Below are 22,377 nucleotides of genomic sequence, written 5' to 3'. Positions count from 1 at the left end.
GGTGCGTGATCAAGGGACCATTCGGGAAGAATCGGGCCGCCACTCCGGTTGTCGTAGTCGTCGAGGACGACTGGGAGGTCGCGCGTGGTGAACCCGATGGGTGGCGGTGCCAGCATGGGCGGTTGGAGCATGCTGCGCTCGTTGCGCAACCGCGACGAGGTGACCGCACACCGGGTGAGCCGGCGCAGCGTACGGCGGGTGGTGGAGTTCGCCCGGCCGTACCGGCGGGACATCGTGGTGTTCCTGGTCACGGTGGTGTTCGCCGCGATCATCGGGGTGGCGACCCCGGTGCTGGCCGGTGACGTGATCAACGCGATCTCGCGGGGTGGCCCGGACGCGGGCGGCCTGGTCGTCCGGCTGGCCCTGGTGATCGCCGGCCTCGCGGTGGTCGACGCGCTGCTCTCGCTGGCCCAGCGCTGGTATTCGGCGCGGATCGGCGAGGGGATCATCCTCAACCTGCGGACCCGGGTCTACGACCACGTCCAGCGGATGCCGCTGCAGTTCTTCACCCGCACCCAGACCGGGGCGCTGGTCAGCCGGATCAACAACGACGTGACCGGCGCGCAGCGGGCCTTCACCAGCACCCTCTCCGGGGTGGTCAGCAACATCATCCAGCTTGTGCTCACCGCCGCCGTGATGTTCACGCTCTCCTGGCAGATCACCGTGCTCTCCCTGGTGCTACTGCCGATCTTCATCATCCCGGCCCGCCGGGTCGGCCGCCGGCTGGCGGAGATCACCCGGGAGTCGTACGACCTCGACGCCAAGATGAACGCCACCATGACCGAGCGGTTCGGGGTGGCCGGGGCGCTGCTGGTCAAGCTCTTCGCCCGGCCCGAGGTCGAGGCGCGGCGGTTCGGCGACCGGGCCGAGCGGGTCCGCGACATCGGCATCCAGTCCGCGATGTACTCCCGCACCTTCTTCGTGGCGATGCTGCTGGTGGCCTCGCTGGCCCAGGCCCTGACCTACGGGCTCGGCGGCTGGCTCGCCGTGCAGGGCAACGTCAGCGCCGGCACGGTGGTGACGCTCGCCCTGCTGCTCACCCGTCTCTACGGCCCGCTGACCGCGCTGTCGAACGTCCGGGTGGACGTGATGAGCGCGCTGGTCTCCTTCGACCGGGTCTTCGAGGTGCTCGACCTGACCCCGTCCATCGCCGAGAAGCCGGACGCGGTCGAGATCCCGCGCGGTGCCCGGCGGCTGGAGTTCTCCGACGTACGGTTCCGCTATCCCACCGCCGCCGAGGTGTCGCTCGCCTCGCTGGAGGAGGTCGCCACGCTGGACCGTACGGTCAACGAGCCGGTGCTGCGCGGCGTCTCGTTCACCGTCGAGCCGGGCCAGCTGGTGGCCCTGGTCGGGCCCTCCGGCGCCGGCAAGTCCACCACCTCGATGCTGGTCTCCCGGGTCTACGACGTGACCGACGGGGCGGTCCGGGTCGGCGGCGTCGACGTCCGGGACGCCACCCTCGACTCGCTGCGCGACACCATCGGGGTGGTGACCCAGGACTCGCACCTGTTCCACGAGACGATCGCCGAGAACCTGCGCTACGCCAAGCCCGACGCGACCGACGACGAACTCTGGGCGGCGCTGCGCGGCGCCCAGGTGGAAGAGCTGGTCCGCTCGCTGCCGGACGGGCTCGACACCATGGTCGGCGAGCGGGGCTACCGGTTCTCCGGCGGCGAGAAGCAGCGCATCGCCATCGCCCGGCTGCTGCTCAAGGCCCCGTCGATCGTGATCCTCGACGAGGCGACCGCACACCTCGACTCCGAGTCGGAGGCGGCGGTGCAACGGGCGCTGTCGGTGGCGCTGAGCGGGCGTACGGCACTGGTCATCGCGCACCGGCTGTCGACCGTACGGGAGGCCGACCAGATCCTGGTGCTGGACGGCGGGCGGATCGTCGAACGGGGCCGGCACGACGAGCTGGTCGCCGTCGGCGGGCTCTACGCCGAGCTGTACCGGACGCAGTTCGCCGTCGCCGACTCCCCGGCCCCGTACGCCGACGCGGTCGGCCCGGAGCCGGTGATCACGATGCCGCGCCCCGACTACGACCCGGTCTGACCGCCTCCTCCGCCACCGGCGCCGGCTCCTCCAGAGTCGCCGCGCGCAGCGCCGCGAACTCGGCGGCCAATCCGGGCCCGGTGAAATGCGCGTTCAGCCCGCTCGGGTTCGGCAGCACCCACAGCCGCGCCCCGCCGAGCGTCTCCGGTTGCCGGCCGATCCGCGCAGTACGCCGCTCGAACGCCGTCCGGTACGCCGTGACCCCGAGCACCGCGACCCAGCGCGGCCGGTAGCGCCGGACCTTGCGGACCAGCAGCCGGCCGCCCTCGACGAGCTCCTCCCGGGTCAGTTCGTCGGCCCGCGCGCTGGCCCGGGCCGCCAGATTCGTGATGCCCAGCCGGTAGCCGAGCAGTTCGGCCTGGTCGGCCGGGTCCACCAGGTGCGGCGTGAAGCCGCCCCGGTGCAGGGCCGGCCAGAACCGGTTGCCGGGCCGGGCGAAGTGCCAGCCGGTCGCGGCCGAGTAGAGACCCGGGTTGATGCCGCAGAAGAGCACGTCCAGGTCCGGGGCGATCAGGTCGGGGAGCAGCCGGTCGGCGGCCGCCGCCACCTCGGCCGGGGTCGGCCGGGGCCGGGACGGCCGGGCCGCTGTCAAGGCCGTTGGTTCTTCCGGGCCGCCCATACCACCAGCAGCACCACGGCGGTCACCACCATCAGGCAGCAGAGCCCGCCGACGACGGCGGCCACGATTATGCCGACGCTCGAAATCACGCTCACCTCCACAACGGGTGGCAACTCTATCCCGGCCCGCGAGCCGGTCGGCGGGCCGAGACCAGCTCAGAGGCTGCGCAGCGCGCCGCCGTCGACCGGGATGGTGACCCCGGTCAGATAGCTGGCGGCGGGGGAGAGCACGAACGCGGCCACCCGGCCGAACTCATCCGGGTCGCCGATCCGGCGCAGCGGTATCGCCGCTTCCGCGTCGGCCCGGGCCCGTTCCGGGTCTCCGCTGGCGGCGAAGAGTTCCCGGTTGCGGTCGGTGAGGATCCGGCCCGGCAGCAGGCTGAGTACGCGTACGCCGTGCGGGCCGTACTCGTCGGCCATGTCCTTGGCCACTCCGGCCAGCCCCGGCCGCAGCCCGTTCGAGATGCCGAGCCCCGGAATCGGCGCCCGCACCGAGTTGGAGAGCACCAGGCCGAGCGCGCCGCCGCTGGGCAGTGCCGTAGCGATCGTCCGGGCGGCCCGGACCGTGCCGAGGAAGATGGTCTCGAAGGAGTCCCGCCACTGCGCGTCGGTGGCCTGGGCGGCGCTGCCCGGCGGCGGTCCGCCGACCGAGACGAGGCCGCCGTCGAGCCGACCGAACCATTCCAGGGCGGTGTCGACCAGCCGGGTCGCGGTGTCCGGGGTGGCCAGGTCGGCGGTGAGTCCCACCACCCGGTCGTCCGGGCCGAGTCGTCCCGCCGCCGCGGCCACCTGGTCGGGATCCCGGGCCGAGATCACCACCCGGGCACCGTCGGCCACCAGGGCCCGGGCGGTGGCGAAGCCGAGTCCCTTCGAGGCGCCGGTCAGCACGTACACCCGGTCCGCGAGTCCGAGATCCATGGAAGGGATCCTATGACCCGGGCGGCACTGAGTCGATCTTCGGGTCCCCGGTGAGTGCGAGGAGTGAGCCGGGTTTGCGAGCCCCGCAGTCACGAGCGAACGGCGGCACCGTGAGTGCGAGGAGTGAGCCGGGTTTGCGAGCCTCGCAGTCACGAACGGAAGGCGGCCCGGGAGCCGGGCACGGTCCACGTCCGTACCCGACCGGCGACCTGCACCACCAGCACGTTGCCGGTCCGGCGCAGCGCCGGGCGCCGGCGCCGGCGCGGGGGCGTGCGGCCGTCGTACCGCCAGCCGGCCTCCCGGACCGCGAGTTCCTCGGCGGCGGGCGCCGGTAGCGTCCCCTCGGCGGCCAGGTGCCGGGCCAGGTCCCAGCCGTCCCGGATCGAGCCCGAGGTCGGGCGGTCCGCCGCCCAGGCGGCGAAGACGGTCGACCAGCGCCGGCCGTGCACGGCGGCGAGCAGCGGCCAGTGCCGGGCGACCTCGCCGGCCCGCTTGTGCAGCAGCGCCGACCGGGCCACCCCGACCAGCCGGGCGTCGAAGCCGGGTGGCAGCGGCGCCCCGGCCACCAGCGCGGCCACCAGCGCGGCCTGCCGGTCGGCCAGCGTCCCGGCCGGCCCGGTGCGGGAATCGGCGGTCACCTCAGGTCACCGCCGGGTAGCCGGAGGCGGCGGCGATCGCGTCGAGTTCGGCGCGCAGCGCCGCCGCCGGTGGATAGTGCCCGTCGCGCTCCAGCAGCAGCGCCGGCGGGCGGTGCCGGGCGCAGAGCTCGGCGACCAGGTCGAGTACCTCCTGCGGCACCGGGTCGGTGTGCGTGTCGTGGTAGATCCCGTCGCTGGCCGCCCCGCCCGCGACGTGTACGTAGCCGACCCGCTCCAGCGGCAGCCGGTCGAGCAGGTGGACCGGGTCGGTGCCCCGGTTGCGGGCGTTGGCGTAGACGTTGGCGATGTCCAGCAGCAGCAGCGCGCCGGTCCGGTCCAGGATCTCGGTGAGGAAGTCCGACTCGTCCAGCTCGTCGTCCGGCCAGTCGAAGATGGCGGCGATCGGCTCCAGGGCCAGCGGGACGGAGAGCTCGGCCCGTACCCGGGCGACGTTTCCGACCACCGCGTCGACGGCCTCCCGGGTACGCGGCAACGGCAGCAGGTGCCCCGCCTCGATCCCACCGGCCCGGACGAAGGCGATGTGCTCGCTGGCCAGCGGCGCGTCCAGCAGCTCGGCGGCCCGGGCGAACTGGCGTACCCGGGCCGGCTCGACCGGGTCGGCACCGCCGAGGGAGAGCCGCACCCCGTGCGGTACCACCGTCACGCCGCGGTCGCGCAGTTCGACGAGGCCCGGCGGCGGCCCGGCGGCGGGGATCGACTCGGCGATCACCTCGACGAAGCGCAGGCCCGGCAGCTCCGCGACGAAGCCGGCGATCTCGGGCCGCCAGCCGATCCCTACCCCGTATCCGGCTTCTGGCACTGGCACACCGGCTCCGGTCGTCATCCGCCGCACCCGCCGCATCCTCCGCACCCGCCGCCGCAGCCGCCGCCCCCCGAACCGTCGCCGCTGGAGCTGTCGCCGCCGGAGCCGCCGCCGGTGCTGCCAGCCGTCCAGCCGCTGCCGCCCGCCGAGCCGCTCATCGCGCGCTGCACCTCCGCCTCGACCGCGAACGCCGGGTCGAACTCGATCAGCGCGGCCGTGCCGAACAGGGCGATCCCCAACGCCGCGCCGGCCGCGCCGTAGGTGGCGTAGGCGGGCGCGTGCCGGGGCGCGAGATGCTGGTGCTGCCCGCGCAGGTCGCGCAGCAGCGCGTTCGCCGCCCGGGTCCGGCGGGGGACCGCGCAGAGCAGCACCACGCTGGTGGGTGCGAGCACCAGCAGGCTCAGCCCGAGGTAGCCGACCGGCTGGCCGCCGGCCAGACCGGCGACCAGCCGGGCCAGGCCGACCGCCACCAGCCCGAGCAGCAGTACCGGGCCGATCCGGGCGACCGGGCGGGCCGACGGGGACGGCGCGAGGCCGCTCCGGGCCAGGTCGGCCCGGAGGTCGGCGAGCGCCGCCCGGACCCGGGGATCGTTGTCGAGCGTCCGTCCGCGTACGCCCTGCGCGGCCGCCCGGTGGACGGCGGCGTCGAGCGGCGTGGCCCGCATCGGCAACGGCCCGGTCTGCGTCAGCCGGTGCTGCGCGGTCGTGCCGACCGCCCCGGCGGCGCGCAGCCCGCCGAGCGTGGCGTGCACGGCCAGCCGATCACCGCCGGACAACCAGGCGAGCTGGACGGGGTGCAGTCGCTCCGCCCCGGGCGGGCGGCGCCCGGCGAACCCGACCAGCCGGTGCAGCAGGGTGCCGAGCAGGATCAGCCCGGCGATCGTGAGGTAGAGGGTCAGGAAGACCGGCCCGGGTACGCCCCAGGTCTCGGTCCGCACCGCTAGCACGTCCATCGGGTGACTCCAGCCGTACGGGGGGTCGGACTGCCACCATTGTGGATCGGGTACGCCAGCCGGCCCGGTCGCGGTTCGGCAAACCTGCCAGCGGCCGACCGCTGCCGTCCGGGGCGAGCGTGTTCAGCCGCCCGGCCGGCGGACCGCCTCCTCGACCAGGTCCAGCACCGCGCCGAGGTCGCCGGCCGGCCGGGCCATCGCCAGTTGCAGCACCAGCCCGTCGTAGGCCAGCTCCAGGAACCGGGCCAGCGTCTCGATCGGTACGTCGTCGCGCAGCACCCCGGCGTCCCGTTGCCGGGCCAGCCGCTCCCGGGTGGCCTCGGCGAGGCTCGCCGAGCGTTCCGCCCAGCGTTTCGCGAACTCCGGGTCGGTGCGCAGTCGCCGGGACACCTCGAGTTGGCTGCCCAGCCAGCCGGCGGTGTCCGGCGAGGTGGCACCAGCCAGCAGGTCGCGCATGACCTGCACCAGACCGTTGCGGGCCACCGTGGCGACCATGGCGGCGGCGTCGTCCTCGGCGACCGCGAGGAAGAGCGAGTCCTTGTCCCGGAAGTGGTGGAAGATCGCTCCCCGGGAGAGCCCGGTCGCCTCTTCGAGCCGGCGCACGGTGGCACCCTCGTAGCCGTGCCGGGCGAAGCAGGCCCGTGCCGCGCCGAGGATCTCCTGACGGCGGGCGTCGAGCTGGTCCTGACTTACCCTGGGCACCACCCGATCGTGCCAGGCAGCGGCCCGGTATGCAATCCGTACGTACGTCTTGGGTTGTCGCACGACCCGGCGCCGCGACGGGGCTCGGCCGGTCCGGCGAACCGACGGGTGGCTCAGCCGGTCCGGCGTCCGACCATCAGGGCCTGGGCGCCCCGCCCCAGCGGGCCGCTGGCGTCGGAGAGCACCGTCTCGGCCAGCCCGGACCCGTGCCCGTCCAGGGTCGTGCCGGCCCGTACGTGCAGCCACTCGTCGACCGGCTGCCGGTGCAGGTGCACGGTCAGTTCGGTGTTGATGAACCACCACTGCTCCATGTCCAGCAGCCGGCTCAGCCCGTTGCCGGAGTCGGCGAGCAGGGCGACCCGTTGCAGCGGGCTCGGCTCTTCCCCGGCCACCAGCGGGATCCGTTGCCGGGCCCAGGCCGAGGCCGGGCCGGGGCGCTCGAAGTGGCCGTCGACGAACCGCCAGTCGACCGCCCGCAGATAGCCGATCTGCCAGCGCGGCTCGGCGAACCGGGACGGCTCGGCCGGCCGGGGCGGTGGTGGGGCCGGCGCGGTGACCACCTCGGCGGGCAGGTCCACCGGGGTACGCCGGATCCGCCACACCCGGGCCCGCAGCACCACCCGCCCGGCGGCGTGCAGTTCGGCCTCGACCAGTTCGACCGAGCGTCCGGGCCGGGCAACGGCGGCCCGGACGGCGACCTCGGCCACCGGCACGCCGCCGAGGAACTCCACCGTCAGCCGGGTGACCTGGGCCGGCCCGTCCAGCGAGCTGGGTGCCCGTTCCACGGCACGGGTCAGCAGCGCGCACGGCGGTCCGCCGTGTTGCAGGCCGCTGCTCCACGGCCCCTCGGTGGCCGGGGTGGCGACGAACCGCTCGGGGGCATCGGTGGGTAGGAAGAAGGCGTCGGGCACGGGCCGATTTTCCTCTCCGGCGGCACGTTCGCAAGATCGGCGCGGGATCCGCGCCCGGCTATCATCGCGGCCGTGACGCAGACCACCGCCGAACCGCCGGCCGCCGCACTGCCCGTCGCCGCGGTCCAGGCCGAGGCGGAACCCGGGAACGTGGCCGGGAACGCCGGCTCCGCCGCCCGGCTGGCCGGGCGGGCCGCCGACGACGGCGCCCGGGTCGTCGTACTTCCGGAACTGTTCCTGCCGGCGTACCACCCGCCGACCCTGGCCGGCGATCCGGCCGGTACCGACGTGGCCGCCGACCACGACGGGCAGGTGGCGGACTCCCGGCTCGATCCGCTGCGTGCCCTCGCCCGGGACCGCCGGGTGGTGGTAGTGGTCGGCGCGGCGGTCCGGCACCCGGACGGCCGGCGGACCTGCTCGGCGCTGGTGGTGGACGGCGCGGGCCGGGTCAGCGCCGGGTACGCCAAACAGCACCTCTGGGGCCCGGACGAGAACGCGCTGTTCACGCCCGGGCGGTGCGGTGCGACCCTGCTGGTCGACGGTTGGCGGCTCGGTCTCGGGGTCTGCTACGACGGCTGTTTCCCCGAGCACGGCCGGGCGGCGGCGGCCGACGGGGCGCACGGCTATCTCTGCCCGAGCGGTTACCTCGTCGGCTCCGAACACCGGCGTGACCTCTACTACCGGGCCCGCGCGCTGGACAACACCATGTACGTGGTCTTCGCCAACGCGGTCGGTGGCCCGGCGCCGTGGCGGTTCAACGGCGGCGCGGCGATCTACGACCCCGAGGGCCAGGTGCTGCGCCGGGCCGCGGACTCCGGTGCGGCCGTCGTCGTGGCGCGGTTCGACCCGGCCGAACTGCACCGGGTACGCGACGCGCACCGGATGCTCGCCGACCGGCTGCCCGGGCAGGGCGGGGTACGGACCCTGTTGACCGGTTGACCGCCTGTTGTCAGCCCGGCCAACCCGGGTTGTTTACATGCTGGGACTGTTGTCCGACCGGGTGCGTCCCGTACTGTGCGCAAGTGCCGCTGTTGCTCCTCGATCTGGACAACACTCTGCTGGACCGGGCGGGCCCGTTCCGGACCTGGGCGCAGAGGTTCCTGGACGAGATCGGAGCACCCGAGAGTGACATCGACTGGCTGCTCTCGGTGGACGCCGACGGGCTGACCAACCGCTGGGACGTGGCCGACGCGATCCGCGACAGGTACCGCCTCCGGATCCCCTCCATCGACCTGGTCGAGGCGCTGCACGAGGGAGTGGTGGAATACACCCGGCTCGATCCGTTGATCGCCTGCGCGCTGCGGATCGCCGACGAGGCCGGCTGGGTGCCGGTGGCGGTCACCAACGGTACCGAGCGGCTCCAGGAGATGAAGATCAGGCGTACCGGCCTGGACCGCTATCTGGCGGACTGGGTGATCTCCGAGGAGGTCGGGGTCAGCAAGCCGAACCCCAGGATCTTCGCGCTCGCCGCCGAACGGGTCCGGATGCGGCTGCGCGGTGCCTGGATGGTCGGGGACAGCCCGGAGGCCGACATCGGCGGAGCCGCCGCGGTCGGGCTGCCCAGCGTCTGGCTGCACCGGGGCCGCCGCTGGATGGAGCGCCGGTACGCACCGACCAAGACGGTGGACGGGCTGATCGCCGCCGTCGCCACGGTGCTCGCCGCCTGATTCCGGTCCGCCCCGCCGCCCGACCCGGCGTCGGGTGAGCAGTCCGACACCGTCACGGCGATCGTGACGGCCACCAGGAAGGCCGCGCCCGGCCGCGCGGCGGTAATTCGGTTGACCGCCGTTCGCCGGACCGGCGAGCATTGCGCGTCGGAGGACCCTGCCTGGTCTCTCCGGGTCGTATCGCATCCCGGGCACCGCCCGGCCGAGTGGAAGGAGGGGTGACGGTGGCTGTCGTTGTGCTGCGCTCTCGCCTGTTCTCTTCCGACTCGACCAGAGGATTCCTCCAGTGCCACGCGATTATGACGACTATTCCGGTTCGGCCCGCTCCCGTGGCGGCCGCACCATCCGCCGGTTCGACGACGACGAGCCGCGCTTCCTGAAACGGAACCGGCACGCCACGGCGGCCGCGTTCGACACCAACGCCGACACCGACACACCGGACGTCGGTGACCGCTGGTCGACCTGGGACCAGGCGGTGCACGGGCCGGAGCCGCATCCCGACTGGCTGGTCACCGAGCTGGCCGCCATCGACACCGAGCTGGGTGTGCTGAAGACCGGCAAGGAGGCGGACGTACACCTGGTCCGCCGGGCGGTACCGGACAGCGACCGGAGCTGCCTGCTCGCCGCCAAGCGCTACCGCGATCCCGAGCACCGCCTCTTCCATCGGGACGCCGGTTACCTGGAGGGGCGCCGGGTGCGCCGGTCCCGGGAGAACCGGGCGATGGAGGGGCGTACCGCGTTCGGCCGGCAGATGATCGCTGGCCAGTGGGCTGCGGCCGAGTTCGCCGCGCTGACCCGGCTCTGGCAGGTGGGGTTGGAGCTGGGCAGCATCGCGGTGCCGTACCCGGTGCAGCTCATCGGGACGGAGCTGATGCTCGAGTTCGTCGGTGATCCGGTGCAGGGGGAGGCGGCGCCCCGGCTGGCCCAGCTCCGGCCCGATCCGGTGTCGCTGCGCCGGCTCTGGGACCAGCTCGTCGACGCGCTGGTCGTACTGGCCCGGGCTGGATTGGCGCACGGTGACCTGTCGCCGTACAACCTGTTGGTGCACTCCGACCGGCTGGTGCTGATCGACCTGCCGCAGGTGGTGGACGTGGTCGCCAACCCGAGCGGGCGGGAGTTCCTGGCCCGGGACGTTCGGGTGGTGGCCGCCTGGTTCGCGGCGCGGGGACTCCCCGGCGAGCTGGTCGACCCGGGCGTGCTGACCGAGCAACTGCTCCGGGAGGCGGGGCTGCGCTAGACGTTCACTGGAGGTATTTCTCGACCTCGTTCACGCTGCGGGCCCCGGTGGTGTCCGGGTCGTTGCCGGCCTGGCGGGCGGCCCGGCGCCGCCGGAGCAGGTCCCAGCACTGGTCGAGCGACTCCTCCAACTCCCGCAGCCGGGTCCGGTCCTCGTCGGTCGAGTTCTCGACCTGCTGGGCGTGGTTGCGGAGCCGGTGTTCCTCGTCGACCAGGTCGGAGATCCGGCTCAGAATCGTCCTGTCGTCCATGCCCAAGATCCTGGCACAGCGTCGAACGCGCCGCCCACCATCCGCGCGGGTGATGGGCGGCACGCGGCGGGGCGTTGCCGGGCCCGGCCGGGGCGCATTCATTGACATAGTTCTCTCCGGTTCCTATCGTGGCGTTAGGAAAGCGCTTTCCGGCCCCTCCGAAGCACCCACCCCGACGTCTTTCCACCGCCTCGAAGTGCGCAGACCCGTCCCGCCGGCGTACCCGCACCGGCCGCCCCCCGGTGGCGCTGCCCGCTGCAACCGCACCCCGCCGCGCCGGTCGAGCCTGCTCCGCGCACACCGCCACACCGCCGCGTATCCCCGCCACCACCGGAAAGGCAGAAGACTCGTGACCTCACCGAGCATCAGCACCGGCACCGCCGCCCCGAGCAGACCGGCCGGCAGACGCTGGCGGCGGCCCGCCAGCGTCGGGCTCGCCGTCGCGCTGGCCGCCGCCCTCGGCTACGGCCCCGGCGCCGCACAGGCCGCCACCCTCTTCACCGATACCGGCGACGTCACGGTCGAGGCCGCTCCGCCCGGCCCGTCCCGCATCTCGTTGACGCCCGGCATATCCGGACCGACCGTGCAGGTACCGGCGGGCCCGGCCGACGGCTTCGCCAGCGTGAACGCGCTCGGCCAGGACGGCACCACCGGAGGCGCCGGTGGGCCGGTCGTCACGGTGAACAGCACGGCCGCCTTCCTCGACTACATCGCCCGACCCGGCCCGTACGTCATCCAGGTCGCCGGCACCATCACCCTGCCGACCGGCAACAGCGACGGCATGCACAACGTCACCTCGGACAAGACCATCGTGGGCATCGGGTCGAACGCCACCCTCTCCGGCGGCGGCCTCAACATCGGCCTGCCGGTGGACGACGACGTCACCGCGCCGCCGGCCGACGCGGTGCACAACGTGATCATCCGGAACCTGCACCTCACCGGAGCCACCGACGACCTGCTCAACGTGCAGATGTTCTCGCACCACATCTGGATCGACCACAACGAGTTCTCCAACGGCGACGACGGCGCGGTCGACATCAAGCGCGGCTCCGACTACGTCACCGTCTCGTGGAACCACTTCCACGACCACGACAAGACGCTGCTGCTCTCGCACGACGAGGACGCCGGGCCCCAGGACATCGGGCGGCTGCGGGTGACCTACCACCACAACTGGTTCAACGCCTCCGACCAGCGGCACCCCCGGGTGCGCTTCTCGGCCATGACGCACGTCTACAACAACTACTACTTCGAGAACAGCTACGGCGTGGCCTCCACCTACGACGCCGCGGTGCTGGTCGAGAACAACTACTTCTACAGCGTCAACAATCCCGGCCGGGTCGAGTTCAGCGGCGACCTGGGCCGGATCGCCGAACGCGGCAACATCCTGGTCGACTGCAACCACCCGATCGAGACCCGGGGCACGGTGCCCGAGCCGAGCGGCTTCTACCGCTACCAGCCGGACAACGCGGCCGACATCCCGACCATCGTCCCGGCCGGTGCCGGGGTGGGAAAGCTGGGCTGACCCGATGAACGGAAACCTCCTCGTACGCCGGGCGCCGGGCTGGCGCCCCCTCGGCACCGCCCTCGCCGCAACGCTGGCCGTGACGGTGACCGCCGCACTGGCCGGCGGCACCGGGCCGGCCCGGGCGACCCCGCCGCCGACCACCGCGCTGGCGGTCCCGGTCGGGCAGCCGGACGGCTTCGCCGGCGTCAACGCGCTCGGCCAGAACGGCACCACCGGCGGGGTCGGCGGGCCGGTGGTCACCGCCACCAACGCGGACGACTTCCTGGAGTACATCGACACGGTCGGGCCGATGGTGATCCGGGTACAGGGCACCATCGAGATCACCAGCAAGCAGGGGGTACGGCCGAACAAGACGATCATCGGCGTCGGTGCGAACGCCACGATCGACGGCGGCGGGCTGGACTTCTACCGGTCGTACAACGTGATCGTCCAGAACCTCAACTTCACCAACGCCGAGGACGACGCGGTCAACGTGGGGCAGGAATCGCACCACATCTGGATCGACCACAACCGGTTCACCGGCGCGGTGGACGGCTCGGTCGACATCGTCCGGGGTGCCGACTACGTGACGGTCTCCTGGAACCACTTCGACCACGCCGACAAGAGCATGCTGATCAGCCACTCCGACGGGGCCGCCTCGACCGACATCGGGCACCTCAAGGTCAGCATCCACCACAACTTCTTCGACAACAGCCGGCAGCGGCACCCCCGGGTCCGGTTCGGTGAGCCGGTGCACGTCTACAACAACTACTTCCTCGGCAACGAGCTGTACGCCGTCGCCTCCACCGAGAACGCCGGCGTGCTGGTCGAGGGGAACTACTTCGAGAACGTGCCGTACCCGCTCTACTCGGCCAGCGGCTATGCCGACAGTGGACCCGGCCGGGCGGTACAGCGGAACAACATCTTCGTGAACTCCGGCGTACCGGAGACGGCGGGTTCGGTGGTCGAGCCGCGCACGTACTACGCGTACCAGCTCGACGCGCCGGCCGGGGTGCCGGCGTCGGTCCGGGCCGGTGCCGGCACCGGAAGGATCTCCGGCTGACCCGATCCCCAGGCTGACCCGGTCTGTTGGCTGACCGGTCAGTCGGTGGCCAGCCGGGGCGGACGGTCGGGAGGTGGGTCCCGACCGTCCGCCAGTGCCCCCGCGCGGCCCGGCCGCGCGGGGGCACTGCGTGTCGTCGGGCGGTGACCGCCGCTGCTATTTGGGCATTCGGCTCCAACCGGGGTGTCCGTTTGATATGAACTACCAAACTCGGTGCCGGGGTGCGCGCAGATCGGGCACTCTCGATGCCGGGAGGTAGTCCTGTCCTCAGGGGACCAGACCCGGAATGGAAAGAGCCCGAACATCATGGACCAAGCTACGTTGCCGCCATCGCTTCGCGAGGCCGTCACGGTCACCACGGCCGGGGCCACCGGAGTGGCCCGGCTGGTGATCCAGGGTCTGCTCGACCTGGTCGACGATCCCGCCGCGGCGGCCGACGCGACCGAGTTCCTGACGGCCCGGCTACCCGGCTACGCACCGATGTGGCACATCGCCAACGCGGTACGTTCCGCCGAGCCGGCCGAGGCGCTCCGCCGGATCCGGGCCGAGTTGGACCACGCGGTGGAGAACACCGTGAAGGCGGCGGTCACCTGGGTCGGCGAGCAGGGTGTCCCGGTCACCTACGCGCCGAGCAGTTCCATCGTCAAGCAGATCCTGGCCCAGTTGCCGGAGTCGCTGCGTACCGGCGAGCCGGCGGTCGCGCTGGCCGGCGCCGACGCGATCGGGCCGGACACCGTGCTCAACATCCGGGGCACCCGGGAACTGGCGGAGACGCTGCCCACCCTGATCGTCACCACCGCGCTGAAGCTGGTCCCCGCGCCGGTCTTCGCCCGCCTCGGCGCGCCGGTCTTCGAGCACATCCCGCTGGACGGATTCGTCGGCGTGGTGCTCGACGGTGAGCTGCTCAGCCCGGGAGAGGTCGGACGGCGAGCCGCGGAACTGCGTGAGTGACCCGCGATGGCCACCCCCGGCGCCGAGGAGATCCCCGCCTTCCTGTCGACGCTTCCCCAGAAGCGGTCCCTCTACGCGGTCGACACGTACTTCCGGGAGAGCTTCGAAGACCTGCTCGCCGTCGGTGGTGGCCGGATCGAGGAGTTCTGTCACGACCACGCACTCCTGCTGCTGAAGCCGGACGCCGTGGTCAGCCGCCGGCTCGGCCCGGTGCTGCGCTGGGTGCTGGCGTACGGCTTCAGCATCGTCTGGGCGGCGACGGTGACCATCGACCGGCACGGCGTACGGGCGCTGTGGCAGTACGGCCTCAACGCCGCCAGCCGGGACCGGCGGGACGCCGCCGACCTCTACGTCACGGCGTGCGAATGCCTGCTCCTGCTGCTCGCTCTGCCCGGCCGTCCCGAGCCGGCCTCGCTGGTGCTGAGCACCGCCAAGGGGCCGGCCGACCCGGTCCGCTGCCGGCCCGGCCAGCTCCGCTACGACGTCGGCAGCTTCAACTACCAGCTCAACCTGGTGCACGCCGCCGACGAGCCGGCCGACCTGCTCCGGGAGCTGGCCGTGCTCTGCAACCACGAGACCCGGGCCGGTCTCTACCGGCGCACGCTCGGCGGGGCGGCGGGTCCGTCCCCGGACGGTCGGTCGGAGGCGTTCGCCCTGGCCGACCGGCTGGAGGCGGCCACTCCGGAGGTGGACCTCGAACTGGACCGGACCCTCGGCGAGCTGGCCGACGTCGCCGAGGCCCGCCGGCGGGACGGTGCGGGTACGGCGGCCGGGGAACTGGTGTCGCTGATCGGCCGGATCCGGACCCGCTGCTCGCGGGACTGGCGCACGGTGGTGCGGCTGGCCGAGTCGAGCGGGGTACCGGTCAGCCGGTGGCAGCGGATCGTGCTCGCCACCCACCTGCTCGACCCGTACGTGCCCGGTGCGACCAGCCTGCTGCCGGACACCTCCACCACCGGCTGAACCGGAGGCGGGACGGTCAGAGCACCCGGGTCACCCGTTCGGCCCGGCTGCGCCGCTGCACCGTCGCGGGGTCGAGGTTGGCGCAGAGCACCACCGTGGCGCCGGCGGCCAGCGGCGCCAGCAGCCACTTCACCGGGTGCTCGTGCGCGGCCGCGTCGACCAGTACCCGGTCGCCGGGGTGCAGTCCGAAGACCTCGTCCGCCATCCCCCGGGCCAGCCGGCCCCAGTCGGCGTAGCTGGTGCCGTCCACGCTGGCCGGGTCGTCGGGCCGCAGCGGCACGTACGGCCGCAGGTTGGGGTCGTGCCGGCGTACCTCGGTGAGGTAGTCCCGGTAGCCGGCTGGCGGCTCGCCCAGCGGGGCGGCGTCCGGGGCGAAGCCGAGCACGAAGCGGTGCGCCGCCTCGGGTACGTGGTCGAGCCAGTCGTCGATCCGGCCCAGCGCGGCGTAGGTGACGTCGAACGGCTCCTCGACGCCCGGGCCGAGCCGGGGCAGCCCGGCCGTGGCGGTGCCGTGGAAGCTCACCGACACTCCGGCCGACCAGGTGCCGAGCAGTACGGCGGCGGTCTGCCAGTGCGGCGGCAACAGCACCGCGGCCCGGGCGCCGATGCCCAGCCCGCACCCGTGGACCAGCAGATTCGCCGTCCGGGCCACCCACTCGGCCAGCGCCTCGGCGGTCAGTTCGGTGCGCTCCCCGGTCGCGTCGTCGTAGTAGGTGAGCAACGGCCGGACCGGATCCGTCGCCAGCGCGGACGCGAAGAGCGCCGGTACCCCGCCCGCCCGGGCCGAACTCTGCCGCACGGAGTCCCCCTGCCTGATGGTTTCCGGTGATGGCGCCCGCTGGAGCCGGCCCGCGCCGCACCGACGATACCGGTCCGGTCGCCTTGTTCAGTCGAGGGTGAGCACCAGCTTGCCCCGGCCGTGGCCGGTCTCGACCTCGCGATGCGCCTCGGCGGCCTGCTCCAGCGGCAGCGTCCGGCGGACGTGGATCCGCAACTCGCCCCGGGTGTGCCGGTCGACGAGTTCGGCCAGCCGGCGCGCCGAGCGGAGGTTGCGGCTGAGCCGGACGCCGAGTTCCTCGGCCCGGTCGTGCTCGACCAGGGTGACGATCCGCGTCCGGTCCGGCACCAGCTCCAGACTGACCCGCAGCGCGTCGCCGCCGGCCCCGTCCAGCGCCGCGTCCACCCCGTCCGGTGCGAGCGCGCGGATCCGGTCGGCCAGGCCCGGCCCGTACGCCACCGGGGTCGCGCCGAGTGACCGCAGGTAGTCGTGGTTGCCCGGGCTGGCGGTACCGAGCACCGTCACGCCGGCCGCCACGCCGAGCTGTACCGCCACCGTGCCTACCGCACCGGCGGCGGCGTGCACCAGCAGCGTCTCGCCGCGGGCGAGGCCCAACTCGCCGAGGGCGATGTGCGCGGTCTGCGCCCCGGCGGTGAAGCCACCGGCCACCTCCCAGGGCATGCCCGGCGGCTTGGCGGTGATCTGGTCGGCCGGGATCACCAGGTATTCGGCGTAGCAGTTGAGCTGGCCGAAGCCCAGCACCTCGGCACCGACCCGGACGCCGGTGACGTCCGGCCCGAGCTGGTCGACGATGCCGGCGAACTCGTTGCCGGGCACCCTCGGCAGGCCGCCGGTGACCCCCGGCGGCGTCCAGCCGGCCCGGACCGCGCAGTCGTACGGCTGGACGCCGGCCGCCTTCACCCGGATCCGTACCTGGCCGGGGCCGGGCACCGGAGTGGGCAGCTCCAGCAGCCGGAGCACCTCCGGACCGCCGTACTCGGTGAAACCCGCCGCTCGCATCAGACATCCTCCCCGTCGTCGTGTGGACGGGCCGAGTCTGTGCCCTCAACCTCGATTGAGGTCAAGTCGCCGGAACCGGGCCGGGCCGGCCACCCGAGGGTGACCGGCCCGGTTTCGCGGAACTGGCGGGTTGACTCAGGCGGCCAGCATCTTGCGCAGCACGTACCGCAGGATGCCGCCGTGCCGGTAGTAGTCGGCCTCGCCCGGGGTGTCGATCCGGACCACCGCGTCGAACTCGACACCGGTGTCCGTGGTCACCCGGACGGTACCCGGGATCCGGCCCTCGTTCAGCGCGGTCACCCCGCTGATCGAGAACGTCTCGGTGCCGGTCAGCCCGAGCGAGGCCGCGTCGGTGTCGGCCGGGTACTGCAACGGCAGCACGCCCATCCCGATCAGGTTCGACCGGTGGATCCGCTCGTACGACTGGGCGATCACCGCCCGCACGCCGAGCAGCATGGTGCCCTTGGCCGCCCAGTCCCGGGACGAGCCGGAGCCGTACTCCGTACCGGCCAGGATCACCAGCGGGATGCCGGCGGACTGGTACGCCACCGAGGCGTCGTAGATCGAGGTCTGCTCGCCGGTCAGGTGGTTGACCGTGAACCCGCCCTCGACACCCGGCACGAGCTGGTTGCGCAGCCGGATGTTGGCGAAGGTGCCCCGGATCATCACCTCGTGGTTGCCCCGCCGCGACCCGTACGAGTTGAACTCGTGCCGGGGTACGCCGTGGTCCGCCAGGTATTTCCCGGCGGGGGAGTCGGGCTTGATCGAGCCGGCCGGCGAGATGTGGTCGGTGGTGACCGAGTCACCGAGCTTGGCCAGCACCCGGGCGCCGGAGATGTCCACGACTGGCGCCGGCTCCCGGTCCATGCCCTCGAAGTACGGGGGCTTGCGCACGTACGTCGACTCGCCGGCCCAGGCGAAGGTGTCGCCCTCCGGGGTGGGCAGCGAGCGCCACTGCTCGTCCCCGGCGAAGACGTCGGCGTAGTCCTTGGTGAACATCTCGCTGCGCAGCGCGTTCGCGATGACCTCGTCGATCTCGGCGGCGCTGGGCCAGATGTCCCGCAGGTAGACCGGCTGCCCGTCGGCGCCGGTGTCGATCGGCTCGTTGGCCAGGTCGATGTCCATCGTGCCGGCCAGCGCGTACGCCACCACCAGCGGCGGGGACGCCAGGTAGTTCATCTTGACGTCCGGGTTGATCCGGCCCTCGAAGTTCCGGTTGCCGGACAGCACCGACACCACCGACAGGTCGTGCGAGTTGACCGCCGCCGAGACCTCCTCGGGCAGCGGGCCGGAGTTGCCGATGCAGGTGGTGCAGCCGTAGCCGACCAGGTGGAAGCCGAGCTTCTCCAGATAGGGGGTGAGGCCGGCCCGCTCGTAGTAGTCCATCACCACCTTGGAGCCGGGGGCCAGGGTGGTCTTCACCCACGGCTTGCGGGACAGCCCCCGGTCGACGGCGTTCCGGGCCAGCAGCGCGGCGCCGATCATCACCTGCGGGTTGGAGGTGTTGGTGCAGGAGGTGATCGCGGCGATCACCACCGCGCCGTGGTCGAGCTCGTATTCCACGCCGTCGTCGCCGGTGACCCGGATCGGGTTGCTGGCCCGGCCCTTCGCCCCGGTGGCGGCGGAGACCAGCTCGCGCGGCGCGTCGGCCGGGTCGTTGACGGCGTTGGCCGGCGGGTCGCTGGCCGGGAACGACTCCTCGCTCGCCTCGTCGGCGTGGCCGTGCGCGCCGACGCCGTCACCGACGTAGTCGATCAGCGCGGACCGGAACAGCGTCTTGGCGTTGGCGAGCGGCACCCGGTCCTGCGGGCGCTTCGGGCCGGCCAGCGACGGCTCGATCGTCGACAGGTCGAGTTCGAGCCGCTCGCTGTAGTCGGGCTCGGCGGCCGGGTCGTGCCACATGCCCTGTTCCTTGGCGTACGCCTCGACGAGCGCGACCTGCTGCTCCGAGCGCCCGGTGAGCCGCAGGTAGCGGACCGTCTCCTCGTCGATCGGGAAGATCGCGACGGTGGAGCCGTACTCCGGGGACATGTTGCCGATGGTGGCCCGGTTGGCCAGTGGCACCGCGCTGACGCCGGGGCCGTAGAACTCGACGAACTTGCCGACCACGCCGTGCTTGCGCAGCATCTCGGTGATGGTCAGCACCAGGTCGGTGGCGGTGGTGCCGGCCGGCGCCTCGCCGTGCAGCTTGAAGCCGACGACCCGGGGGATGAGCATGCTGACCGGCTGGCCGAGCATCGCGGCCTCGGCCTCGATGCCGCCGACGCCCCAGCCGAGCACGCCGAGCCCGTTGACCATGGTGGTGTGCGAGTCGGTGCCGACCACGGTGTCCGGGTACGCCTGGCCGTCGCGCTCCATCACCGTCCGGGCGAGGTATTCGATGTTGACCTGGTGCACGATGCCGGTGCCGGGCGGGACGACCTTGAACTCGTTGAAGGCGGTCTGGCCCCAGCGGAGGAACTGGTAGCGCTCCCTGTTGCGGCCGTACTCCAGTTCGACGTTGCGGGCGAAGGCGTCCTGCCGGCCGAAGAGGTCGGCGATCACCGAGTGGTCGATCACCAGCTCGGCCGGTGCGAGCGGGTTGACCTTGGTCGGGTCGCCGCCCAGCTCGCGCACCGCCTCCCGCATGGTGGCCAGGTCGACCACGCAGGGCACGCCGGTGAAGTCCTGCATCAGCACCCGGGCCGGGGTGAACTGGATCTCCACGCTGGGGTCGGCGGTGGGGTCCCAGTCGCCGAGCTGCCGGATGTGCTCGGCGGTGATGTTCGCGCCGTCCTCGGTGCGGAGCAGGTTCTCCAGCAGGATCTTCAGGCTGTACGGCAGGCGTTCGTGCCCGGGTACCGTGTTGATCTTGAAAATTTCGTAGCTCGCGTCTGCGACGCGCAGCTGGCTCTTCGCACCGAAGGTGTCGAGGCTCGCCACGTCGTACTCCTTCACGCTGTCTTCGTCCCGGCCCATGCCGTCGGTCTCCGGGGGCGGGTCCGGCCGGCCTCCCGGCCGGTGGGCGACCGGGCGTGGTACCGAGTCTTTCCTACCCATTACCTGGGCACCGGGCTCAGGTAACCCTTACCGACATTCGTTCGACTCAACAAAACCGTACGTCCGTCTTGCTATAAACGCAAGCCTGTCCGGATTCCGGGACGCCGAGTCCCCGGTTCAGGGCTCGACCGCGCCGACGCCCTGCGCCCGGATCACCTCGTCGAGCTGGTAGAGCGTCCGGCTGATGCCGTTACGCGGAAAAGAGATGGTGCACGGCTCGGCCGGCTGGGGGACGAAGTCGCAGCCCTCCTCGGCCAGCACCATCACCCGGTCCGGTCAGTTGCACTGCCGACCGCCTCGGCGTGCCGTTCCCGCAACCGGTCGCGGATCTGTTCCGGTGTGTACGCCCGGCGGCGTCGCTCGGCCCGGGCCAACACCACCCCGGTGGCGGCCACCCCGACGACACTCGCCACACCGATTACCTTCCACCAGCGCATCCGCCTAGGGTAGTCGCAGGCCCGGGGCGGACGGGCGGACCGAGGTGGGAGCGATGGCCGAGGAGCGCAGCGAACTCAGCCTCGACGAGGCGGTCGAGCTGACCCGTACCGGCGATGTGTGGGTCTTCCGGGGGCGCAGCGTGCCGGATCGGGCGATCCAGTTCACCACGAACAGTCCGGTCAACCATGTCGGAATGTCCGTGGTCATCGAGGACCTGCCGCCGTTAATGTGGCACGCCGAACTCGGCCGGTCCTTGCCGGACATGTGGTCGGGCAGCCACCACCGGGGCGTGCAACTGCACGACCTGCGCGACGCGGTCCGGATCTGGGGAGTCCGGTACGGTCAGCGCGCCTGGCTGCGGCAACTCGAACCGCCGGTCGACGACGAGATGGAGAACGGGGTGCTGCGTACCATCGCCCGCCTGGACGGAACGCCGTTCCCGTCCACCGCCCAGCTCGCCTGGCGGTGGTTGCGTGGCCGGGCTCCCGCCGTGCGCCGCCGACCGAGCGACAGCACTCTGGAGACGGCCTACTGCGCCGAGGTGGTCGCGGCGACCTACCAGGCGATGGGGCTGCTCCCGGCCGGGCGCCGGCCGAGCTGGTACGACCCCGGGCGGTTCTGGAGCGGCGACGACCTCGAACTCTCCGCCGGACGGCGACTCGGCAACGAGATCGCGGTGCGGATCCCGGCACGGTGAGCGCCCCCGAACCGACCCGGCCGCGGTTGCTGGCGGCGGCGCCGTGGATCGTCGTGCTGGCCGGCGTCCTGGTCATGATCGTGCTCTTCGCGTTCGCCAGCGGATTCCTCACCGGCGACCGGCGCACCTCCGGCGCACCCGATCCGGCCTGGCCGTTCGCCCCGGGCTCGACCCCGTCGCCGGTGGACTCCGCCACCGACCCGGCGAGTCCGGGCGGTTCGCCGTCGGCCGGGCCCCGGACTCCGACGCCCACCGCGACCAGGCCGAACGGCGGTGGCAAGCCGGCGGCGTCCCGGGCCGCGCCGCCGCGTACCACACCGCCGCAGGCCCGGCCGACCAGCTCCGCGCCGAAGCCGCCCGAGCCGCTGACCGGCCGCTATCGGGTACTCGCCGAGTACCGTGACTCGTTCATCGCCGAGGTGCTGGTCCGGAACGAGGCCGGCTCGGCGCAGTCCTGGACCGTGGAGCTGCGGTTCCGCAACGAGGTCGACGACCTGTGGGGCTTCTGGGTCGAGGGTGCGCCCCGGCCGTCGGTGGACCGCGACGACGGGCGGTGGATCTTCCGGAGTGGGGCGCCGCTCTCCAGTGGACGGTCCGATCCGCTGCGGTTCCAGTTCGAGCGCTGGGGAGACGGCGAGCGGCCGATCAGCTGCACGGTGAACGGTCGGGCCTGCGAGATCGACTAGCTAGGCCGCGACCTGAGCAGGTCGGCGGTCTCCTGGTGCCCGCCGCGTACCGCCCAGTCCAGCGGGGTGGCGCCGGTGCCGGAGTCCTCCCGACGCTCCGGGTCGGCGCCGTACGCCAGCAGTACGCGTACCACGTCGGCGTGTCCCCAGGCAGCCGCACCGGTCAACGGGGTGCCCTCGTCGCCCCGCCCGCTCTCGGCGTCCGGCGCCGCTCCAGCGGCCAGCAGCAGCCGTACGACCGGGGCCAGCCCCTGCACGGACGCCCGGTACAGCGGAGTGCTGCCGTCCGAGGTCGCCGCGTTCGGGTCGGCGCCGGCGGCCAGCAGCGCGGCCACCTGCGGCACGTCGTCCCGGAGCACCGCCGCCGCCAGCCGCTTGCCGAGTTTCTTGCGCCGCCGCGCCCCGAGCTTCGTCCACCGTCGTCTCCGCACCGGCCCAGGGTAGTGGCGGTGCCCGCTGTCGGGCGGAG

The 22,377-nt window shown here is 72.8% G+C and carries 24 protein-coding genes; 10 read left to right on the top strand and 14 right to left on the bottom strand.

Going from position 1 to position 22,377, the window contains the following annotated elements:
* Positions 1 to 96 precede the first annotated feature (96 nt).
* Positions 97 to 2,052, top strand: a complete 1,956-nt coding sequence (locus ACSMXO_RS31400; protein ID WP_455419356.1) for an ABC transporter ATP-binding protein — start codon at positions 97 to 99, stop codon at positions 2,050 to 2,052.
* On the opposite strand, the gene mug is transcribed toward ACSMXO_RS31400, so the two are convergent.
* From mug to ACSMXO_RS31365, 7 genes are all read right to left on the bottom strand, one after another.
* Complete coding sequence (gene mug / locus ACSMXO_RS31395; RefSeq protein ID WP_455414925.1) at positions 2,018 to 2,671, bottom strand: G/U mismatch-specific DNA glycosylase; 654 nt, start codon at positions 2,669 to 2,671, stop codon at positions 2,018 to 2,020. The genes ACSMXO_RS31400 and mug overlap by 35 nt on opposite strands.
* 155 nt (positions 2,672 to 2,826) lie before the next feature.
* Positions 2,827 to 3,588, bottom strand: a complete 762-nt coding sequence (locus ACSMXO_RS31390; protein ID WP_455414924.1) for an SDR family oxidoreductase — start codon at positions 3,586 to 3,588, stop codon at positions 2,827 to 2,829.
* 149 nt (positions 3,589 to 3,737) lie between these two features.
* Positions 3,738 to 4,226, bottom strand: coding sequence for a hypothetical protein (locus ACSMXO_RS31385; RefSeq protein WP_455414923.1), 489 nt, complete (start codon positions 4,224 to 4,226; stop codon positions 3,738 to 3,740).
* Between the two features lies 1 nt (position 4,227).
* Entirely contained in the window at positions 4,228 to 5,070 is an 843-nt protein-coding gene (locus tag ACSMXO_RS31380; RefSeq protein ID WP_455414922.1) for a DUF692 domain-containing protein, read from the bottom strand.
* Positions 5,067 to 6,002: a TIGR04222 domain-containing membrane protein gene (locus ACSMXO_RS31375; protein ID WP_455414921.1), complete on the bottom strand. Its 936-nt coding sequence runs from the start codon at positions 6,000 to 6,002 to the stop codon at positions 5,067 to 5,069. Before ACSMXO_RS31375 ends, ACSMXO_RS31380 begins: the two co-directional genes overlap by 4 nt.
* Positions 6,003 to 6,125: 123 nt before the next feature.
* On the bottom strand, positions 6,126 to 6,704 hold the full coding sequence (locus ACSMXO_RS31370) for a TetR/AcrR family transcriptional regulator (protein WP_455414920.1): 579 nt from the start codon (positions 6,702 to 6,704) through the stop codon (positions 6,126 to 6,128).
* A gap of 113 nt (positions 6,705 to 6,817) precedes the next feature.
* The gene (locus ACSMXO_RS31365) at positions 6,818 to 7,615 is read right to left on the bottom strand and encodes a thioesterase family protein (RefSeq protein WP_455414919.1); all 798 of its coding nucleotides are present in this window, start codon (positions 7,613 to 7,615) and stop codon (positions 6,818 to 6,820) included.
* 72 nt (positions 7,616 to 7,687) lie between these two features.
* On the opposite strand from ACSMXO_RS31365, the gene ACSMXO_RS31360 reads away from it, so the two are divergent.
* The 3 genes from ACSMXO_RS31360 to ACSMXO_RS31350 all read left to right on the top strand — a co-directional run bounded on the left by ACSMXO_RS31360 (position 7,688) and on the right by ACSMXO_RS31350 (position 10,519).
* Positions 7,688 to 8,554 (top strand): carbon-nitrogen hydrolase family protein, encoded by an 867-nt coding sequence (locus tag ACSMXO_RS31360; RefSeq protein WP_346258968.1) that lies wholly within the window; start codon positions 7,688 to 7,690, stop codon positions 8,552 to 8,554.
* Between the two features lie 83 nt (positions 8,555 to 8,637).
* Positions 8,638 to 9,282 carry an HAD family hydrolase gene (locus tag ACSMXO_RS31355; protein WP_346258967.1) on the top strand — a complete coding sequence of 215 codons (645 nt, stop codon included), beginning with the start codon at positions 8,638 to 8,640 and terminating at the stop codon, positions 9,280 to 9,282.
* 286 nt (positions 9,283 to 9,568) lie between these two features.
* On the top strand, positions 9,569 to 10,519 hold the full coding sequence (locus ACSMXO_RS31350; RefSeq protein WP_455414918.1) for a serine protein kinase RIO: 951 nt from the start codon (positions 9,569 to 9,571) through the stop codon (positions 10,517 to 10,519).
* Positions 10,520 to 10,523: 4 nt separating this feature from the next.
* On the opposite strand, the gene ACSMXO_RS31345 is transcribed toward ACSMXO_RS31350, so the two are convergent.
* Entirely contained in the window at positions 10,524 to 10,769 is a 246-nt protein-coding gene (locus tag ACSMXO_RS31345; RefSeq protein ID WP_346258965.1) for a DUF2630 family protein, read from the bottom strand.
* A 349-nt stretch (positions 10,770 to 11,118) separates the two neighbouring features.
* On the opposite strand from ACSMXO_RS31345, the gene ACSMXO_RS31340 reads away from it, so the two are divergent.
* The 4 genes from ACSMXO_RS31340 to ACSMXO_RS31325 all read left to right on the top strand — a co-directional run bounded on the left by ACSMXO_RS31340 (position 11,119) and on the right by ACSMXO_RS31325 (position 15,250).
* The gene (locus tag ACSMXO_RS31340; protein ID WP_455414917.1) at positions 11,119 to 12,291 is read left to right on the top strand and encodes a pectate lyase family protein; all 1,173 of its coding nucleotides are present in this window, start codon (positions 11,119 to 11,121) and stop codon (positions 12,289 to 12,291) included.
* Between the two features lie 4 nt (positions 12,292 to 12,295).
* Positions 12,296 to 13,336: a pectate lyase family protein gene (locus ACSMXO_RS31335; RefSeq protein ID WP_455414916.1), complete on the top strand. Its 1,041-nt coding sequence runs from the start codon at positions 12,296 to 12,298 to the stop codon at positions 13,334 to 13,336.
* Between the two features lie 306 nt (positions 13,337 to 13,642).
* Positions 13,643 to 14,287, top strand: a complete 645-nt coding sequence (locus ACSMXO_RS31330) for a hypothetical protein (protein WP_346258962.1) — start codon at positions 13,643 to 13,645, stop codon at positions 14,285 to 14,287.
* 6 nt (positions 14,288 to 14,293) lie between these two features.
* Positions 14,294 to 15,250: a nucleoside-diphosphate kinase gene (locus tag ACSMXO_RS31325; RefSeq protein ID WP_455414915.1), complete on the top strand. Its 957-nt coding sequence runs from the start codon at positions 14,294 to 14,296 to the stop codon at positions 15,248 to 15,250.
* A gap of 16 nt (positions 15,251 to 15,266) precedes the next feature.
* Here the strand turns inward: ACSMXO_RS31325 and ACSMXO_RS31320 are convergent, their stop codons facing one another.
* The 5 genes from ACSMXO_RS31320 to ACSMXO_RS31300 all read right to left on the bottom strand — a co-directional run bounded on the left by ACSMXO_RS31320 (position 15,267) and on the right by ACSMXO_RS31300 (position 20,524).
* Complete coding sequence (locus ACSMXO_RS31320) at positions 15,267 to 16,049, bottom strand: TIGR03089 family protein (protein ID WP_455414914.1); 783 nt, start codon at positions 16,047 to 16,049, stop codon at positions 15,267 to 15,269.
* Positions 16,050 to 16,136: 87 nt separating this feature from the next.
* Positions 16,137 to 17,048: an NADP-dependent oxidoreductase gene (locus ACSMXO_RS31315; RefSeq protein ID WP_455414913.1), complete on the bottom strand. Its 912-nt coding sequence runs from the start codon at positions 17,046 to 17,048 to the stop codon at positions 16,137 to 16,139.
* Positions 17,049 to 17,183: 135 nt separating this feature from the next.
* A complete protein-coding gene (locus ACSMXO_RS31310; protein WP_455419355.1) occupies positions 17,184 to 19,985 on the bottom strand; it encodes an aconitate hydratase in 2,802 nt (933 codons plus the stop codon).
* A 219-nt stretch (positions 19,986 to 20,204) separates the two neighbouring features.
* A complete protein-coding gene (locus ACSMXO_RS31305; protein WP_455414912.1) occupies positions 20,205 to 20,351 on the bottom strand; it encodes a hypothetical protein in 147 nt (48 codons plus the stop codon).
* Positions 20,351 to 20,524 (bottom strand): hypothetical protein, encoded by a 174-nt coding sequence (locus tag ACSMXO_RS31300; protein ID WP_346258957.1) that lies wholly within the window; start codon positions 20,522 to 20,524, stop codon positions 20,351 to 20,353. The genes ACSMXO_RS31305 and ACSMXO_RS31300 overlap by 1 nt, the downstream gene beginning before the upstream one ends.
* A 53-nt stretch (positions 20,525 to 20,577) precedes the next feature.
* Between ACSMXO_RS31300 and ACSMXO_RS31295 the strand changes: the two genes are divergently transcribed.
* Both ACSMXO_RS31295 and ACSMXO_RS31290 read left to right on the top strand, forming a co-directional pair.
* Positions 20,578 to 21,222 (top strand): hypothetical protein, encoded by a 645-nt coding sequence (locus ACSMXO_RS31295; RefSeq protein ID WP_455414911.1) that lies wholly within the window; start codon positions 20,578 to 20,580, stop codon positions 21,220 to 21,222.
* On the top strand, positions 21,219 to 21,908 hold the full coding sequence (locus ACSMXO_RS31290) for a cellulose binding domain-containing protein (protein WP_455414910.1): 690 nt from the start codon (positions 21,219 to 21,221) through the stop codon (positions 21,906 to 21,908). The genes ACSMXO_RS31295 and ACSMXO_RS31290 overlap by 4 nt, the downstream gene beginning before the upstream one ends.
* Here ACSMXO_RS31290 and ACSMXO_RS31285 read toward each other — a convergent pair.
* A complete protein-coding gene (locus tag ACSMXO_RS31285; RefSeq protein WP_346258954.1) occupies positions 21,905 to 22,339 on the bottom strand; it encodes an ankyrin repeat domain-containing protein in 435 nt (144 codons plus the stop codon). The genes ACSMXO_RS31290 and ACSMXO_RS31285 overlap by 4 nt on opposite strands.
* Positions 22,340 to 22,377 lie beyond the last annotated feature (38 nt).

It is taken from the genome of Plantactinospora sp. DSM 117369 (genome assembly GCF_053764795.1).
The sequence above is the reverse complement of the archived record's forward strand: the minus strand, read 5'-3'. Positions and strand labels throughout refer to the sequence as shown.